This window comes from Clostridiales bacterium, from assembly GCA_015243575.1.
In the GTDB taxonomy this organism is placed as follows: domain Bacteria; phylum Bacillota; class Clostridia; order Peptostreptococcales; family Anaerovoracaceae; genus Anoxybacterium; species Anoxybacterium hadale.
In genome coordinates this window covers 2,202,369-2,219,014 of the sequence record CP042469.1, presented here as the reverse complement: position 1 = coordinate 2,219,014, position 16,646 = coordinate 2,202,369, and the positions used below count along the sequence as shown (strand labels likewise).

The window sequence follows — 16,646 nt, the reverse complement described above, 5'->3', positions numbered from 1 at the left end:
GTCTGATTAAGGGAAAAAAACAATTCCGACACAGCCCAGGGCCACAATAAAAAGAAATAGATAGTCTCTGCGTCTCACTGGAACAGGGCGGTAAACAGTGCGAGACGCGTTTCCCGCGAATCCTTTGGATTCCATTGCTGCAGAAAGCGCTTCGGTCCAGCGCACCGCCTTGACAAGCATGGGCTTTAAAAGGGAAGGTGAGACAGGAAGGACGCGCAAACCTCTGGCTCTGAAGGCAGCTCTTGTCTGACGATATTCTCTTATCATAACCGGAAGAATCCCCCAGGCTGCCAACAGGCCGTAAGCGAAGACCGGCGGAAGTTTCAATTGCTGATTCAGAGACTGAACCAACCGAACACGATCCGTGGTAAGTGCGAGCAGCAGGCCAAGACCCGCGAAGGCCAAAACCCGGCTTGAGAGAGTTAGTCCGTTCCAAGCCGCACGGTCGGCCAGAAGAAAAGACAGCTCGCTGACAGGCATGCCGTTGCCGGACTGAAAACGATAGCCGGTATAAAAGGTGCCCACAGATGTAAGCAGCACGGGGATCATGGTTGCTGCGAATATTTTGACGTTAACATTGCTGACTGCAAGCAAAAAAAGGCAGAGAGAAAAAACCGCAAGGTTTAGAAAAGGCTTTTGCATTGCGGCAAGGAAAAAAGTAGGCATCAGGAGACCGAGGGCTTTAAAAGTCGGATTGATCGTATTCAAGCAGAATCCCCTCCTTCAATTCAAAGATTTTATCGGCAAAGTCAGCGGCAAGTTTTCTGTCATGGGTTGAGAAAATCAGTGTTGTGCCCTGGGATATCATCACGTTTTCCAGAGATTCCATGATCGCTATAGTATTGTTCCAATCTTGCGCATAGGTGGGCTCGTCACATATTAAAATCTCACAGGCACAGGCCAGAATTGCCGCCACACCGAGGCGCCGCTGCTGGCCCTGACTGAGCATGTAGGGAGACACACGCCTGTACCCCCACAATCCGATGCTGCGAAGGATGGCTTCCGCCTGGTCTTCTTCAGCATTCGGTGCAGCAGTTCTGTTCCCCTTACTTTTCAAACTTGTCAGTATCTCATCATATACCGTGTCCGCTACGAATTGATCCTGGGGGTTCTGTGTAACAAATCCCATAGGACCGGGACGTCCCAGATCCTTTTTTCTGACAGTGCTCCCCCGGTAAAAAACCGCTCCATTAAAAGGAACCAAGCCGCGCAGTACGTCGAAGAGTGTACTTTTTCCACTGCCGCTGTCACCGAGGAGCGCGTAGCTTTTTCCTCGGCTGAAATCCGCATTGAGTCCACGAAGCACCGGTGTTCCGGAATAACTCGCTGTGATATTTTTGAGCTGCAGCAGCGGCTCGGGCTGAGCTTCATGTGGGGTTTTCTTGTGCCTGCCGTCATGGGCCGTACGTGTAAGGCCCTCTGCGATGAGATTTCCCATCTTGTCCATTCCCTTGACTTCCTCAGCAATACCCAGCCAGTTCTCCAAACGGTGATCAACCGCCAGAATTCCGGTTCCTTTCTCGTGATGGAGCCGAGCTAATTTTGCGGCGATGTCCCGCGCAGAGCGGTCGTCCAGATTTGCGAACGGCTCATCCAGCAGAATCCATGCTGGTGAAAGGGCAGCCAGACACGCAAGCATGACCTTCTGCTTTTCCCCTCCCGATAGGGTAAGCAGCTTGCGGTCCTTTAAATGTTCAATACAACAAAAATGCAGGGCTTCGTCTATCTTGGGATCCATTTCTTCTCTGGGGGTTCTCACATTTTCCAGACAAAAGGCAAGCTCGTTCCGAACCGTATCCATGCAGAATTGCAGCGCGGGGTTCTGAAACATCATCCCTACGCGTTTGCACCGCAGATTGGGAGGCAGCTCGCTGGGATCATCCTCGTCGATTTTTACGGAGCCGGAGCTGAGTACTCCAGCGTTTTCGGGATAGATCCCAGCCGCCAGATAGAGCAGCGTGCTCTTGCCGCAGCCGGAAGCTCCTGTCAGCACAGTGATGTGAGCAGACTGGAATCGAACATTCAGGTTCTGCAAAACATAAAAATTACCGGATTCCTGATAGCGAAAGGCTACATCGGTAAAGATAATTTCACTCATATTCAGCCTCGGCCGGGAAGGAATGCATTGGTGTATTCCGTGTTCCTTCTGACATCATAGTAGCCATGCTCAATGAGCCAGTTGGCCATTCGCTCCCAACGTTCGGGAGCCATGTAACCCCAATGGCCTGTCTCATCCAAAAGGATGTTTGACAGATGATGCTGGCTGCGGATGAGCAGAGCGTCTGAGACGGCTGGAAGGCTGTCCCGGACCAGTAGTACCGATTCTTCAGGAGATCGCGCAGAGTCAATATATCCTCGGTCAAGAGCTCCAAGGAAGTCTTTTAATTCCTCCGGCCGAGTTTCAATAAGCTGTCTGCTTGCTGCAAGGCTTGGAGCGCAAAAATCAAACAGGGGGTCCACATCTGCCAGCGCGAAATAGTTGATCTCTTTGCCGGCTTCGATTAATTCTTGGTTCTCCCAGTTTTCATAGACCCAGGTGGCATCTGCATCCTTGCCAAGGGTTGAGACAATGTCGCCCACATCCATGGGAACAAGTTTTACCTTGCTGTAATCTCCGCCGTCAAGACGGACTACCTCGCCGATTACTCCGTGAAACCAGGAGGGGGACCAATGGGTGAGGCGTTTTCCCTCCAGCATCCTGGGAGAAGTAATTCCGCTTTCCTTTAGTGATACAATGCCCGAGTCGCAGCGCTGCGTAAGAGTGGCAACGGCAGTCAGGGGTACCCCTTGTGCAATCTTTTCCAATATGGAAATCTGCGGCCCCAGAACAATATCCGCACCGTGGAGATCCAAAACCCCGTGTACATCTCCGGATAGCTCCACCGTTAGCCCTGCTTCTTTAAAATATCCCTTCTTTTCGGCCACCAGAAAGCCGGTGTGATTGGTATTGGGAAACCAATCCAGAATGATCTTAATCTTACTCATGAACGAACTCCTCTTCTCTTTCAATTAATACTTCCTGTCTGGAACGATCAATTCCGTAGTTTTTCAAAACACCGGTCCGTGCAAGGCCGTCACAGGAAAGCTTCGAAATGAGTCCTGTAAACAGTGCTGCGCTCAGAAACCGTACCATAAGTTTTGCAAATAGAAGGCCGGGCGCGAGAAGATAATTTTGCAGATAATAAAGCTCAAAGAGAAAAATAAAAGAGGCAGCCAGAATTCCGCCCAAGGTCATCGAAAGGAGATTAAACTTCCTGTAGCGGAACGCAGCAAAGCCAAGTTCACAACCGAGACCCTGGATGAAGCCCGTCAGAATCACCACAAGACCCCCCGCATTCCCCATCAGCAGTTCAACTCCGGCAGCAAGTACTTCCGTGGTCAATGCTGCGCCAGGTTTTCGAATGATGTAGGCAGCGACAGCCGAAGCCATAAACCAGACACCGTAAATCAGCTCGAAGCTGAAGGTGGATAGACCGGTTGGTGTCAGCAACGCTGAAAGGACCATACCTCCGCTGAATACAGCTAAATATACTGCTGCGAACAGTACGCCGAGAATCGACATCATCAGGATGTCTCTGAGTTTCCATTGATTTTTTTTCATGTTACCCTCCATTTTTTTTTGCTTGCATCAATGATAGAACCTATCGTGTTTTATTCATCCATGCCAAAATACAAAAAAGCCGCACAGCCTTCGCTGAGCGACAAAAATGGAATTTCTCCGCTGCTCCCTACGATGGCATTACCCAACAGGTTCAAAGGGTCATAGGCGCGATAGCCTAAATCTCAGCCGGATTTGCTCCAGCCCCCCTCTATTTAATTGTGCGTCTTTTTTGACATTATACGGTGGCGATATGAAAAAAACAAGCCCTTATTTTTCATTTGTGTTGTTATAATGTTGTGGTAAAAGATGTGAAACCGCTGGTAAACACTAATGCTGGTGGGTGTGCTGATGATGAATTTCTGGTGTGTGGGTATGGGAATGGGTTATGGCTTCATGGGCATGTTCATGGGTATGTTCCCCGATGATATGATCGCCGTGCACATGGGTGTGGTGACCGTCATTATGGCTGTGCCTGTGTTCATGCGTGCCCTCTTCGTGGGCATGAGCATGGGTGTGCTTTTCCGTAATTGCGAAATAGGTTCCGGCCAGCATGATAAGCAGAGCAACAAGAAAGGATTGGGTGAGTCCCTCTTGCAGAACGATCCAGGAGATCAAAACCCCGATAAAGGGCGCTGCTGCGTAGTATACACTGGTGCGCGCTGCGCCCAGCTCTCTTTGTGCCGCAATATAAAAATAAATACTGAGACCATAGGAAACAAAGCCGAGAAACAGCGCCAGGAGAATGTAAGGGATGCTGCCGTTTACTTCTCCTGCACACATGGCAATGATCAGGGCACCGGTTCCCGAACCGAAGCCTTTTATAATAACCGTCTGTAAAGGGTCTTTGATAGAGAGCATTCTGGTGCAGTTGTTTTCAACGCCCCAGCAGAGGCAGGCCGCCAGAACGAAAAAAGAGCCGGAGGAAAGGGCCAGGCTTCTGTAATCCTCCACAGAAAGTACCATGCAGGAGAGGGTAATCAGAACAATTGCTAACCACATTCTATTATTCAAAGGCTCTTTGAAGAATATCATTGCGATTGCTGCAGTAGCGACGATTTCAAAATTGTTCAGCAGGGAGGCTGTGGCCGCCGGGGTTAATGTCAGCCCTAACATGAGGAAAATCGGTGCAGCAACGTCAAGGAGGATCATGGCGATGACCCAGGGAAGTTCGTTCCTCGTAATCCTTGCTTCCAGCTGCTGCCTCTGACGAATTTGCCTTATAAAATGAACCGTTCCCATTCCAAGACCTGCGCCCAAATAAAGAAGCGCTGCCATCATTGTGGGAGCAAGGTCGGATAATAGGATCTTGGATATCGGCGAACAAATTCCAAAGAGCCCTGCGGCAAGAATTGCTGTGAGAATCGCTTTTTGGGGCACATATCTTCCATTCAGTGGTTTTTGTTTCAAATTCGCCATAATAACTTCCTTCCTATCGATGGATTTTCGCCTATTCGTCCCTGTGATAATATCAGGGGTGCTATTTTCTATTATGAGGCGGGTGGGCCCCAAATGTCAATGCACTGCCGGAGAATGGCGCAAGATGGCGGAAAATGTAGCGGAGGCGTGGCGGAGAATGTACGAAAAACTGGAAACATTCCATTGACGGGGATGTGGCAAGATGATACACTAACATCGACAACTAAGCAATCAATAGGTGCCCACTTCTTTGCAGGTGGGATAATAGGGAAGCCGGGTGAAAATCCCGCGCGGGACCGCCGCTGTAAAAGGGGAGTCGTGTCTGAGATGCCACTGAGTTTGATCGGGAAGGCAGACAACGATAATGATCCTTGAGCCAGAAAACCTGCCTAATGATTTACCGTATACCAGATGCTTCGCTAATTGCTCTAGCAGCATACCGGCAGTACACTGAAACTTGTGCTGGAACTGTGAGAGAAAAGAAACAGAAGGAGTCTGGGCTATTACACTATCCTACGGACGAAGGGAAGGTGTGATAAACGGAAACGTAACTCGTTTCTTTTATTATGCCTATTCCGGCGATGGCCGTGAATAGGCAAACTTGTTTTTTGGAGGTTTTTATGAAATCAAAAAAGCAAAGATTCTTGATTGCAGCTACAGCAGCACTTACGCTTGTTTTTGGCTGTGTTGAGAGTGTCAGCGCCATGCATATCATGGAAGGCTATCTGCCGCTGAACTATTGTGTGATCTGGGGTGTCCTTTGTATTCCATTTTTGATCATCGGACTGAATTCTATTAAAAAAACCATTGAACAGAACCGCAAGGCTCTGTTGATTCTCGTTATGATTGGCGCCTATGCTTTTGTACTCTCTGCACTGAAGATTCCTTCTGTTACAGGGAGCAGCTCCCATCCCACGGGAACGGGCCTAGGTGCAATTCTTTTCGGACCAACTGCTATGTGTGTCATCGGTGTCATCATCCTGTTGTTTCAGGCGATTCTTCTCGCCCACGGCGGATTGACTACCTTGGGAGCCAATACGTTCTCTATGGCCATTGCAGGTCCGTTTCTCGCCTACGGAATTTATATTCTATGCAAGAAGCTGAATGTTCCCAAATCGGTAGGTGTATTTCTCGCAGCAGGGCTAAGCGATCTCTTTACATACAGCGTAACCGCTTTCCAGCTGGCCCTAGCGCACCCGTCTGAGGTTGGCGGCTTCCAGGCATCCTTTGTTGAATTCCTGGGGATCTTTGCAGTGACGCAGGTCCCGCTGGCCATTATAGAAGGACTGCTGGCTGTTGTGGTGATGAAAGGCCTTGAATCTTATGCAAGACCGGAGCTGACCGAGCTGAGATATTTAGAGGGAGGAAACTGATATGAAGAAGAACATAACTGTCATTCTTGTTTTACTGCTGCTGGTTGTGGCCATCGCTGTAACGCCGCTGCTTCTGATCAAAGACTCCGAATTCGGCGGAGCAGACGGTGCGGCTGAAGATGCTATTACCGCAATCAACCCCAATTATCAGCCTTGGGCATCCTCCTTATTGGAACCGCCGGGAGGAGAAACAGAATCCTTGCTGTTTTGTCTGCAAGCAGGAATCGGAGCAGGGATCTTTGGCTTTGGCTTTGGATATCTTGTAGCAAGAAAAAAATATCAGAAGGGTGTTTGATAGATGTTTATCATTGACAAACTCGCATATTCGTCCAAACTGCGTTATAAAAATCCGGCTGTAAAAGCCGCATTCGCTGTCGGCAGCCTGCTCATCTGCGTCGGCGCGCGATCGTTTGTCATTTCCGGTATCATTTTAATGATCATGGGAGGTCTTACCGTGTTGTCCGGTAGGATCTCCGTTTTGCGTTATATTGGGCTGCTGATGATTCCCTTCAGCTTTCTGGCCCTCAGTACTTTGGCCATCGTGTTTAATCTGTCAGAACAGCCGTTGAATCTGTTTAACATCCCCGTTGGCAGTGTTTACCTTGTGGTCAGTCAGAATTCTCTGCTGGAAGGTGTTTTATTGGTTGTTGTTGCGCTGGCTTCGGTTTCCTGTTTGTATTTTCTTACCTTATCCACCACGATGATTGACCTTCTTGCACTGCTGCAGAGACTCCGCTGCCCGAAGCTTATGGTAGAACTGATGATGCTGATTTATCGGTATATCTTTGTACTCCTGGATATGGCAAGTGCCATTTCCACATCACAGAAATGCCGGTTAGGGAATAGAGACTTTATGACTGAGCTGAGATCCGTAGGCCAATTGCTGGCGGTGCTGCTGATCCGGTCTCTGAAGAAATCTTCTCTGTTATATGACGCTATGGAATCACGGTGCTATGACGGTGATATTAGAGTATTAAACGAATATCGGCCTGCAGAAATGCGGGATGCAGCAGGTGTTGCAGGATATCTGGCTGTAATGCTGATTCTTGCTGTGGTACTATAAGGTTTGGCCAAATCATACGCTGCCGAAGGGACCGGCTGTCTGACTCCGCCGGATCAAGGCGGGGGAAAGGGTAAAAATGAATGATCAAGAGAAATATGCCAGACAGCAAGCCGTTTTATGTCTGGAAAATATATGTTATACTTACGAGGATGGAACAAAAGCGTTGAAAGGCGTTGATTTAAAGGTCTTAAAAGGAGAGCGGCTGGCAATCATGGGGGCAAATGGCTCCGGAAAGTCCACGCTTTTTCTCACGCTGAACGGAATCCATAAACCCACTTCAGGCAGGGTTCTGTTTGGCGGTGTTCCCGTAGATTACTCCAGAAAAGGTCTTCTTGATCTGAGGCGAAAAGTGGGAATTGTATTTCAAGATCCCGACAATCAACTTTTTTCTGCAAGTGTCACTCAGGAGATTTCCTTTGGAATCTTGAACTTGGGTGTGGCGGAAGCAGAGGCCAAAGAGCGGGTGGATCAGGTGATAGAAGAACTGAACATCACTTCATTTCGAGAAAAGCCTACCCATTTTCTTAGCGGCGGACAGAAAAAGAGAGTGTCCATTGCAGATATTCTGGTGATGGACCCTGAGGTGATCATTTTCGACGAGCCAGCGGCGGCGCTTGATCCGAAGCATTCGGCCATGGTAGACGAAATTATTGATGAACTGAGTGCAAAAGGTATCACCGTGATTCTCTCAACCCATGATGTCAATCGCGCACTGCTTTGGGCAGAGCGGATTGTGCTACTGGATGATGGCAGAATCCTTTCTCAGGGCACGCCGGAAGAGATCTTTACCAATGAAGCGTTGCTGATGCGTACCAATCTGGAAAAGCCGGCAATACTTAAGATATACGAATCCTTATGCGATGCAGGGATTCTGAGCAGGCAGCTGCCCCTGCCCCGATCCACTGATCATCTGGAGAAACATATCAGAGATACATTAAGATGAATAAGCGGTAGACGTCAGCCACAGAGTTTGTAAAAGATAATACGAGGTGCAAAATGAAATCAGTGAAAAAGGCAATATTAGTCGTAAGTTTCGGAACAAGCCATGAGACTACAAGAGAAAAAACCATTGGCGCCATTGAGAGAGAGGTTTCCGCCGCTTATCCGGATTATGAAATCAGAAGGGCGTTCACAAGCGGTATGATCCTGAGGGTACTGGAAAAGCGGGATCAGATCAAAATTGATAACGTAGCGGAAGCGATGAAAAAACTTGTGGAGGAAGGCTTTCGTGAGGTTTTTGTACAGCCAACCCATGTGATTCCCGGGGATGAATATGACAAAATGTCAGCAGATGCGGCTGCTTTTACTGATCAGATCGATGTGCTGACGATCGGAAAACCGCTGCTTTATGATACTGATGACTACTTTGCGGTAATCCAGGGGATCATGAGTGAGCTCCCCAAGCTGGGCAGAGAAGATGCGTTGGTTCTCATGGGCCATGGATCGGAGCATCCCATCAATGCCGCGTATGCAGCCATGGACTATCGATTTAAGGATGAGGGGTATCCAAACGTCTTTGTCGGAACCGTGGAAGGATATCCGGATCTGGAGGTGGTTCTGAAGCAGGTGAAGAGCTTCGCACCGAAAAAGGTCATGCTGCTGCCGCTTATGGTTGTAGCTGGTGACCATGCTGTCAATGACATGGCAAGTGATGAGGAGGACTCCTGGAAAACAGCGTTTGAAAAGGAAGGCTATGAAGTGGAGTGTATCTTAAGAGGCTTGGGGGAATTTCCTGCAATCCGAAGGATTTATCTGGAACATATTGCGCAAGAGATGAAGTTATAAAAATCGACAGCAGAGGAATGACCGCAAATAACAATCGGAAAACAAACCTTAAGGGATGTGGAAAAAATGGAACGATATGTGATGAAGGACAATAAGAAGCTTCGATGCGGTTACACCACGGGAAGCTGTGCTGCTGCCGCTGCCCAGCGTGCCGCGGCGCTGCTTCTTGGTGCTTCCCTTCATGATCATGAGGATATCGTTCTGGTCACACCAAAGGGTGTGACCCTGCAGCTGAAGCCCGAACTGACAGAACTGGGTGAGAAATGGGCAAGCTGCAGTATTCAAAAGGACGCCGGAGACGATCCGGACATCACTAACGGAATTCTGGTTTGTGCAAGAGTATCAAAGCTGGCGGATGAGGATCAGACCGTTAAAGCCACAGGCAGCAATACAGGAAACGAAGCCTCAGCCAAATCAAGAATCGTTATCACTGGGGGAGACGGCGTGGGAAGGGTCACCAAGCCAGGTCTGGCCTGTTCCATCGGCGAAGCTGCAATCAATCCAGTACCAAAGGCCATGATCCTGGAGCAGGTAAAAGCTGTATGCGACGAACTGGATTATGCCGGAAGCCTTCTGGTGGAGATTTCGGTTCCCCAGGGAAGTGAAATCGCAAAAAGAACGTATAATCCCAGACTGGGAATCGTTGGAGGTATTTCAATTCTGGGAACCAGCGGTATCGTTGAACCCATGAGCGAGCAGGCTCTCATCGATACCATAAAGACAGAAATGAATGTGAGAAAAGCAGAGGGTGCCGAGTATTTGGTGATTACACCGGGTAACTATGGGGAAACCTTTCTGAAGAAATATTTAGGCAAGGAAGAAATTGCGGCTGTAAAATGCAGCAATTTCATCGGGGAAGCTCTGGATTATGCGGAAGAAATGAAATTCAAAGGTGTTCTTCTGACAGGGCATATCGGAAAGCTGATCAAAACCTCAGCAGGTATTATGAATACCCATTCAAAATATGGCGATGCCAGGATGGAAATCTTAACTGCCCATGCAGCGTTGGCCGGAGCTCCTCCGGCAGTCTTGAAAAGGCTGATGGAATGTGTGACGACAGAAGATGCCATCACAGTTTTGGATGAGGCGGAAATGAGAGAAATAACACTGGCTTCCGTTCTGAAGAAGCTGGATTACCATATCAAAGAACGAGTCCATCATCAGATGGAAATCGGTGCAGTGATCTTTTCTAATTTTTACGGGTATCTGGGAGAGACTGTGGATGCAGCCATACTGAAATCGATGGTTTCCCAAAATGATAAATTCTGCATGAAAACCAGAGGAATGAGGGACAAATGACAAATTTTCAGGAGAAACAAACACGAAGAGGAAAACTATATGGAATAGGAGTTGGGCCCGGAGATCCGGAACTGATGACTTTGAAAGCAGTACGGCTTATCCTGGAGTGTGATGTCATTGCCATCCCTTCTTCCGGAGGCGAAGCAAACATCGCTTTTGATATTGCCAAAGGCGCAGTTCCACAGCTGCCGGATAAGGAGCTTCTGGAGCTGTCCATGCCCATGATCAGAGACAAAGAAAAGCTCAAAGAAAGTCACGACCAAGCGGCAAGAGATGTGGCTGAGGTACTTGAGCAGGGAAAGAATGTGGCGTTCCTGACGCTGGGAGATCCTTCTATCTACTCTACCTATATCTATGTTCACAACCGGCTTGTGCATCAGGGCTATGATACGGAGATCATTCCGGGGATTCCATCCTTCTGTGCTGTAGCAGCGAAATTGAATGAGGGCTTGACAGAAGCTTCAGAGGCGCTCCACATCATTCCGGCGTCTTATGCAGGGATTGAAGACGCCCTGCAGCTGAAGGGTACCAGAGTTTTGATGAAGTCGGGCAAATCCATCGGCAAGATCAAGACTCTGATCAGTGCTTTAGAGACCACGGCTGAAGTCAAGATGGTGGAACGCTGCGGCATGGAGGGTGAGAGAGTTTTTCCGAACCTCGAATCGCTGGATGAGGATGCGGGCTATTTTTCCATTCTTGTGGTCAAAGATGAGAAGGAGCAAACAAGTCAGCAATGAAATTGTTATGTCTTAAAGATTAGAAAGAAGAAGGAGAAGCTATGGTATATTTTGTTGGAGCTGGATCGGGAGCAGCCGATCTGATTACCGTTAGAGGGCAGAAACTTCTGACAGAAGCGGATGTAATTATCTATGCCGGATCTTTGGTAAATCCGGAACACCTGGAGATCGCCAAACCCGGATGCGAAATACACGACAGCGCTTCCATGACATTGGAGGAAGTGATAGAAGTGATGAAACGGGCTGAAGGGGAAGGAAAGATGACGGTACGTCTTCATACGGGAGATCCCAGCATTTACGGTGCCATCAGAGAGCAGATGGATCTTCTTGATGAAGGGGGGATCTACTATGATGTGGTTCCGGGGGTGAGCTCTGCCTTCGGGGCGGCGGCGGCATTGAAAGCGGAGTATACATTACCTGACGTATCCCAGACAGTGATTATTACAAGAATGGCGGGGCGGACCCCGGTACCTGAGAAGGAAGAGATTTCACTGCTGGCGGCACATCAAGCAACCATGGTGATCTTTCTCAGCACAGGACTTCTTGAACCTCTGAGAGAGAGACTGCTGGCAGGCGGGTATCAGAAGGATACCCCTGCGGCCATCGTATACAAAGCGACCTGGCCGGATGAGAAGGTCTTCCGGGGAACGGTTGACACCCTGCCTCAAATGGCGAAGGAGAACGGAATTACGAAGACCGCTCTGATTTTGGTGGGTGACTTTCTGGGAGACAGCTATGAGCGTTCCAAGCTCTATGATCCCGCGTTTACCCACGAGTTCAGAGAAGCAAGTAAAACCGAGTCATAAAGGTGTGACAATAAATCATGATTATAAATCAAGATTACAAATGGTCACAGGCTATCAGTAATAACAGTAACGGTAAATAACTCAGCATAAAGGACGAGAGCGATATGAATCCGGATTTTAATATAAAGATGGTCGGAATCGACCACAACAAGGCAGCAATTGAATACAGGGAGTTGTTTTCCTTCACCAAAGCGGGTTCGGCTGAGGCAATGAAACAGCTTCAAACCCGGTATGCCCTTGAGGGGTGTGTACTTCTTTCCACCTGCAACAGGACGGAACTGTACATCAGCCCTTCAGAGGAAGCGGGATGCCCATCTCCCTTCGCTATGCTCTGCGACGTGAAAGGTCTTAATGCGTTGCAGTACGGCGGGCTTTTTATAGAACGTCACGGAGAAGAGGCGGTACGGCATCTGATGGAAGTTGCCTGTGGCCTGGATTCAAAGATTTTCGGAGAAGATCAAATCATTACGCAGGTCAGGGAGGCGCTGCTCCTTGCAAGGTCAAACCACTGCACCGATATCATGGTGGAGCGGGTGTTCCAGACAGCCATCGGCGCTGCAAAGCGTGTGAAATCAAAGATCAAGCTGGCGGAAGCAGACGGCTCCACAGCTTTGCAGGTGCTGGCTCTGCTCAAGGAGAAACTCGGCAATTTGCAAGGTGTATCCTGCTTTATGATCGGAAACGGCAAGATGGGCCAGATGATCTGTAAAACCCTGACGAACAATGGTGCTTCCGTGAAGATGACACAGAGAAAAGCGATTCATGGACAGAAACCGGCACAATCTATCGTACCGGAAGGCTGCGTAACCGTTCCATATGAGGAGAGGCTCCAGGAACTTGCCGGTGCAAAGGTTGTAATCAGTGCCACCAGAAGCCCTCACTATACATTGAAAGTGGTTGAAATAGACGGATATCTTAGTCAGGAACCCAGCATATGGATTGACCTTGCCGTACCACGGGATATTGAACCAGAGATCGGAAGCCTGCCGCAAATAGAGTTATTTGATATTGATCATCTCGCGAAAGAAGAAAATCGTTCAAAATATGATAGGGCAGCAGAAGATGCCAAAATCATACTAGGTGAATATCTTGAGGAACTGGAACAATGGAATGCGTTCCGGGAGGTCATCCCGGAGATCCAAAATATTGTCCGAATGACTGTGGAAGATGTATCCAAACGATTGGATCAGCCGATTGGAAGCGTACCAATGCCGGAGGCTCATAAAGAGCAAATCCGGACGGAGATCGAACGGGCGGTAGAAAAAACAGTGGGCAAACTGCTCTTTGGATTGAAAGATACCCTGCGAAATTCATTATGGAAAGAATGCGTGGATGCAGTGTATGATGCAGCAAACAGGGATACGCTGAAATCCTGAAAATAATAGATTGAAGATCAACGGAGGCTTTTATGAAAATCTATGTAGTGGGTCTCGGCCCTGGAGAATGGAATCAAATGACGCAAAAGGCACTGGATGCCCTGGCGGAATGTGATGTGATCACTGGTTACGAGGTCTATGTAGATCTGGTCAGAGAACGATTTGAGCACAAGAAATTGCTTTCCACTCCGATGAAAAAGGAAGCGGAGCGCTGTCGTATGGCTATTGAAGAGGCGCTGAAGGGTCAGATCGTAGCCATGGTGTGCAGTGGAGACGCCGGAGTGTATGGTATGGCGGGTTTAATGTATGAAGTGGCGCAGCAATATGACCCTGTTGAAATCGAAATCATCTCAGGCATTACCGCAGCCTGCAGCGGAGCGGCAGTTTTGGGCGCTCCCCTAATTCACGATTTTGCAGTGATCAGCTTGAGTGACCTTTTGACACCTTGGGAACGAATCGAAAAGCGCCTTGAATGTGCGGCACTGGCTGATTTTGTAATATGCCTTTATAATCCATCCAGCCACAAACGCAAGGATTACCTTCAAAAGGCCTGCGACATCATTTTAAAACATAGAACCAATGATAATCTCTGCGGTTATGTGAGAAATATCGGGAGAGAAGGGGAGTCGGCGACGTTACTGACCCTTAGCGAGCTCAGAGATGCTCAGGTCGATATGTTCACAACGGTGTTTATCGGCAATTCTCAAACGAAAGAAATCAACGGCAAGATGGTAACCCCCAGAGGATATAGAATCGACCAATAAAAGGAATCAAATCGATATAGGATAACCCAATCATAAGATAATTAATAAAGGGTTAACCAAATAACGGGTGAACCAAAAGATATTGGTTCGCAAAAAAGATAAAGATAACAAGATCAACAGAAGAAGGAAAAAGAATGACAAAATTATTGGTCTTTGCAGGCACAACAGAAGGAAGAACGCTTTTGGAGGCGCTTTCCCGGCAGCTTTCACGGCAAACCTACGAAAACGGTCTGTCTGTTTTCGCATGCGTCGCCACAGAGTACGGAAAAGAGCTGCTGCAGGATGGACTGGATGGAATTCATATCCATGCAGGAAGATTGACCCAGTCAGAAATGACTGCTTTGATGAAAGAACATTGTTTTGATTTTGTCATCGATACCACCCATCCCTATGCCCGGGTGGTCAGTGAATCCATCAGAATGGCTTGTGCCGAATCAGGCTGCAAATATCTGAGAGTCGTACGGGCTGAGGGACGTACCCTCGAGATGGAACGCCAAAACTGTCTGTTCTTCCATAGCCATGAAACGGCGGCAAACTATTTGGATGAAAATCCGGGAAAAGTCCTCATGACCATTGGAAGCAAGGAACTGCATCATTATACGAACATTCAGGACTATCAGCATCGGCTTTTTCCCAGGGTGCTGCCTATGAACGGTGTTTTGGAAAGCTGCACTGCTTTGGGGTTTGCGGGAAGACAGCTGATTCTGATGCAGGGGCCTTTCACTGCTGAAATGAATGCGGCGATGATTCGTCAGATCAATGCAAGATACCTTGTAACAAAGGATTCCGGTGAGGCCGGCGGCTTCAATGAGAAGTATGAGGCAGCAGTGGAAACGGGAGCGCAGCTCCTGGTCATCGGCAGGGCAGAGGCGGAAGAGGGTCTTTCGTTGAAAGACCTTGTGGAGTTTCTTGATGAAACCTGTGGCTTGACGGTGGGAGACGCTTTCATGCCTTATTCAACACAGCTTTTAGAAGCGTCAGATGAAACGCAGCAGGGTGATACTGAAAATGCGGTGGCTGAAAAGCAGAATGAACGACGAACGCCAGAGCAGCAGAAGCAAGACACCGGCAGTTGGTTTCCATTTTTTACGAAGATCTCCGGTAAAAGCATCACCGTTGTCGGTGCCGGAAAAATTGCCGGAAGACGGATCAAAACCCTCATGAATTTCGACTGTAATGTGACGGTGATTGCAGAAGAAGCACATCCTGAAGTGATTCAATTGGAAGAGGACCATCGTCTTACGCTGAGAAGAAAATGCTGGGAAACTGAGGACATCAGCAGCGCCGATTATGTTTTGGCTGCAACCAATGACAGCAGCATCAATCATGAAATCTATCTGGAATGTAAAAACAGGGGAATCCCGGTCAACGTAGCTGATGATAAAGATAAGAGTGATTTTTATTTTCCGGGCATTATCCGAAAGAATGGAGTAACCGTCGGTGTGACCGCTGACGGAAAGGATCACGGGCTGGCAAAGCGTGCTACGAGAGTCATCGCCCAATGTTTGGAAACGCATTTAGAATAAAACGATAGGGGGACCATCCATGAAGTCTGGAACAATACGAGTCGGAAGCAGAGACAGCAAGCTGGCTGTCGTACAGTCGGAGCTGGTTATGGAGATCATCCAAAGGGCACATCCGCAGCTGGAGCTTGAATTAATTACCATGAAAACCACCGGAGATTTGATTCTGGACAGAAGTCTGGATAAAATTGGCGGGAAGGGTCTTTTTGTCAAAGAACTGGACCAGGCTTTGCGGGATGGGCGAATTGATTTCGCAGTACATAGTTTGAAAGATATGCCTATGGAGACGCCAGAGGATCTTCCTCTCTTAGCCTTTTCCAAACGGGAGGACCCGAGAGATGCACTGGTACTGCCCAAAAGCGTGGCGGTAGAGGGAAAACCCATCGGAAGCTCCAGTGCAAGAAGAAATCTTCAGCTGCAAAAGCTTTATCCGCAGCGGACGGTTTCCGGTGTCAGAGGCAATGTTCTGACGCGACTTGCGAAGTTGGATCGGGGAGACTACAGCGCTTTAATCCTTGCTTCTGCGGGACTCAGGCGGCTTGATCTGGAGAATCGGATCAGCAGAGTTTTTGAACCATGGGAGATGATTCCCGCCGCAGGGCAGGGCATCATGGTTGTGCAGGGACGAGCCGGAGAGGATTACAGCTATCTTAACTGCGTCAACGATCGGAATGCAGAATTAGCAGCACTGGCGGAACGCGCTTTTGTAAGAGCCCTTGATGGTGGATGCAGTTCGCCCATTGCGGCCTATGCAGAAGTTGAAGGAGAGAGCATCAGGCTTACAGGCCTGTATTATATAGAAGAAGAAAACCGGTATATTACTGGTGAGATAGCAGGACGAAGTACCGATGGAGAGCAGCTGGGAAGCGCGCTGGCCACTCGGCTGAAATCAGAGGTGTAAGA

Annotated in this window: 17 protein-coding genes and 2 riboswitches; of the genes, 12 read left to right on the top strand and 5 right to left on the bottom strand. The window is 48.5% G+C overall.

All coding sequences use genetic code 11. The features are described from left to right. Nucleotides 1-6: 6 nt before the first annotated feature. The 5 genes from FRZ06_09695 to FRZ06_09675 all read right to left on the bottom strand — a co-directional run bounded on the left by FRZ06_09695 (nt 7) and on the right by FRZ06_09675 (nt 5,017). Nucleotides 7-708, bottom strand: a complete 702-nt coding sequence (locus FRZ06_09695; protein QOX63604.1) for an energy-coupling factor transporter transmembrane protein EcfT — start codon at nt 706-708, stop codon at nt 7-9. Continuing rightward, on the bottom strand, nt 683-2,098 hold the full coding sequence (locus FRZ06_09690; GenBank protein ID QOX63603.1) for an ABC transporter ATP-binding protein: 1,416 nt from the start codon (nt 2,096-2,098) through the stop codon (nt 683-685). The genes FRZ06_09695 and FRZ06_09690 overlap by 26 nt, the downstream gene beginning before the upstream one ends. 2 nt (nt 2,099-2,100) lie before the next feature. Beyond that, nucleotides 2,101-2,985, bottom strand: coding sequence for an ABC transporter substrate-binding protein (locus FRZ06_09685; protein QOX63602.1), 885 nt, complete (start codon nt 2,983-2,985; stop codon nt 2,101-2,103). Beyond that, nucleotides 2,978-3,601 (bottom strand): hypothetical protein, encoded by a 624-nt coding sequence (locus FRZ06_09680; GenBank protein QOX63601.1) that lies wholly within the window; start codon nt 3,599-3,601, stop codon nt 2,978-2,980. The genes FRZ06_09685 and FRZ06_09680 overlap by 8 nt, the downstream gene beginning before the upstream one ends. Before the next feature lie 107 nt (nt 3,602-3,708). Further along, nucleotides 3,709-3,819, bottom strand: a riboswitch (TPP riboswitch). Between the two features lie 109 nt (nt 3,820-3,928). After that, a complete protein-coding gene (locus FRZ06_09675) occupies nt 3,929-5,017 on the bottom strand; it encodes an EamA family transporter (protein QOX63600.1) in 1,089 nt (362 codons plus the stop codon). Between the two features lie 219 nt (nt 5,018-5,236). Then, a riboswitch (cobalamin riboswitch) is annotated at nt 5,237-5,425 on the top strand. 212 nt (nt 5,426-5,637) lie between these two features. Here FRZ06_09675 and FRZ06_09670 point away from each other — a divergent pair. The 12 genes from FRZ06_09670 to hemC all read left to right on the top strand — a co-directional run bounded on the left by FRZ06_09670 (nt 5,638) and on the right by hemC (nt 16,644). Next, on the top strand, nt 5,638-6,390 hold the full coding sequence (locus tag FRZ06_09670; protein ID QOX63599.1) for an energy-coupling factor ABC transporter permease: 753 nt from the start codon (nt 5,638-5,640) through the stop codon (nt 6,388-6,390). A gap of 1 nt (nt 6,391) precedes the next feature. Further along, nucleotides 6,392-6,685 carry an energy-coupling factor ABC transporter substrate-binding protein gene (locus FRZ06_09665; GenBank protein QOX63598.1) on the top strand — a complete coding sequence of 98 codons (294 nt, stop codon included), beginning with the start codon at nt 6,392-6,394 and terminating at the stop codon, nt 6,683-6,685. Nucleotides 6,686-6,688: 3 nt separating this feature from the next. Then, a complete protein-coding gene (gene cbiQ, locus FRZ06_09660) occupies nt 6,689-7,453 on the top strand; it encodes a cobalt ECF transporter T component CbiQ (protein QOX63597.1) in 765 nt (254 codons plus the stop codon). A gap of 76 nt (nt 7,454-7,529) precedes the next feature. Then, nucleotides 7,530-8,396 (top strand): energy-coupling factor ABC transporter ATP-binding protein, encoded by an 867-nt coding sequence (locus FRZ06_09655; protein QOX63596.1) that lies wholly within the window; start codon nt 7,530-7,532, stop codon nt 8,394-8,396. A 53-nt stretch (nt 8,397-8,449) separates the two neighbouring features. Further along, nucleotides 8,450-9,238, top strand: coding sequence for a sirohydrochlorin cobaltochelatase (locus FRZ06_09650; protein ID QOX63595.1), 789 nt, complete (start codon nt 8,450-8,452; stop codon nt 9,236-9,238). An 81-nt stretch (nt 9,239-9,319) separates the two neighbouring features. Beyond that, nucleotides 9,320-10,537, top strand: coding sequence for a cobalamin biosynthesis protein CbiD (gene cbiD, locus FRZ06_09645; GenBank protein ID QOX65889.1), 1,218 nt, complete (start codon nt 9,320-9,322; stop codon nt 10,535-10,537). Next, the gene (cobI, locus tag FRZ06_09640) at nt 10,534-11,274 is read left to right on the top strand and encodes a precorrin-2 C(20)-methyltransferase (protein QOX63594.1); all 741 of its coding nucleotides are present in this window, start codon (nt 10,534-10,536) and stop codon (nt 11,272-11,274) included. The genes cbiD and cobI overlap by 4 nt, the downstream gene beginning before the upstream one ends. A 41-nt stretch (nt 11,275-11,315) precedes the next feature. Beyond that, nucleotides 11,316-12,080 carry a precorrin-4 C(11)-methyltransferase gene (gene cobM, locus FRZ06_09635; GenBank protein QOX63593.1) on the top strand — a complete coding sequence of 255 codons (765 nt, stop codon included), beginning with the start codon at nt 11,316-11,318 and terminating at the stop codon, nt 12,078-12,080. Nucleotides 12,081-12,184: 104 nt separating this feature from the next. Continuing rightward, complete coding sequence (gene hemA / locus FRZ06_09630; protein QOX63592.1) at nt 12,185-13,456, top strand: glutamyl-tRNA reductase; 1,272 nt, start codon at nt 12,185-12,187, stop codon at nt 13,454-13,456. 32 nt (nt 13,457-13,488) lie between these two features. Next, nucleotides 13,489-14,220 carry a precorrin-3B C(17)-methyltransferase gene (gene cobJ, locus FRZ06_09625; protein QOX63591.1) on the top strand — a complete coding sequence of 244 codons (732 nt, stop codon included), beginning with the start codon at nt 13,489-13,491 and terminating at the stop codon, nt 14,218-14,220. 134 nt (nt 14,221-14,354) lie between these two features. Beyond that, nucleotides 14,355-15,746, top strand: coding sequence for a precorrin-6A reductase (cobK, locus tag FRZ06_09620; protein ID QOX63590.1), 1,392 nt, complete (start codon nt 14,355-14,357; stop codon nt 15,744-15,746). A 19-nt stretch (nt 15,747-15,765) separates the two neighbouring features. Beyond that, nucleotides 15,766-16,644 carry a hydroxymethylbilane synthase gene (gene hemC, locus FRZ06_09615; protein ID QOX63589.1) on the top strand — a complete coding sequence of 293 codons (879 nt, stop codon included), beginning with the start codon at nt 15,766-15,768 and terminating at the stop codon, nt 16,642-16,644. Nucleotides 16,645-16,646: the final 2 nt, after the last annotated feature.

Coding starts and splice junctions, on each gene's coding strand:
- FRZ06_09690 (QOX63603.1), bottom strand. CDS start 2,098: ATGAGTGAAATTATCTTTACCGATGTAGCCTTTCGCTATCAGGAATCC.
- FRZ06_09685 (QOX63602.1), bottom strand. CDS start 2,985: ATGAGTAAGATTAAGATCATTCTGGATTGGTTTCCCAATACCAATCAC.
- FRZ06_09680 (QOX63601.1), bottom strand. CDS start 3,601: ATGAAAAAAAATCAATGGAAACTCAGAGACATCCTGATGATGTCGATT.
- FRZ06_09675 (QOX63600.1), bottom strand. CDS start 5,017: ATGGCGAATTTGAAACAAAAACCACTGAATGGAAGATATGTGCCCCAA.
- FRZ06_09670 (QOX63599.1), top strand. CDS start 5,638: ATGAAATCAAAAAAGCAAAGATTCTTGATTGCAGCTACAGCAGCACTT.
- FRZ06_09665 (QOX63598.1), top strand. CDS start 6,392: ATGAAGAAGAACATAACTGTCATTCTTGTTTTACTGCTGCTGGTTGTG.
- cbiQ (QOX63597.1), top strand. CDS start 6,689: ATGTTTATCATTGACAAACTCGCATATTCGTCCAAACTGCGTTATAAA.
- FRZ06_09655 (QOX63596.1), top strand. CDS start 7,530: ATGAATGATCAAGAGAAATATGCCAGACAGCAAGCCGTTTTATGTCTG.
- FRZ06_09650 (QOX63595.1), top strand. CDS start 8,450: ATGAAATCAGTGAAAAAGGCAATATTAGTCGTAAGTTTCGGAACAAGC.
- cbiD (QOX65889.1), top strand. CDS start 9,320: ATGAAGGACAATAAGAAGCTTCGATGCGGTTACACCACGGGAAGCTGT.
- cobI (QOX63594.1), top strand. CDS start 10,534: ATGACAAATTTTCAGGAGAAACAAACACGAAGAGGAAAACTATATGGA.
- cobM (QOX63593.1), top strand. CDS start 11,316: ATGGTATATTTTGTTGGAGCTGGATCGGGAGCAGCCGATCTGATTACC.
- hemA (QOX63592.1), top strand. CDS start 12,185: ATGAATCCGGATTTTAATATAAAGATGGTCGGAATCGACCACAACAAG.
- cobJ (QOX63591.1), top strand. CDS start 13,489: ATGAAAATCTATGTAGTGGGTCTCGGCCCTGGAGAATGGAATCAAATG.
- cobK (QOX63590.1), top strand. CDS start 14,355: ATGACAAAATTATTGGTCTTTGCAGGCACAACAGAAGGAAGAACGCTT.
- hemC (QOX63589.1), top strand. CDS start 15,766: ATGAAGTCTGGAACAATACGAGTCGGAAGCAGAGACAGCAAGCTGGCT.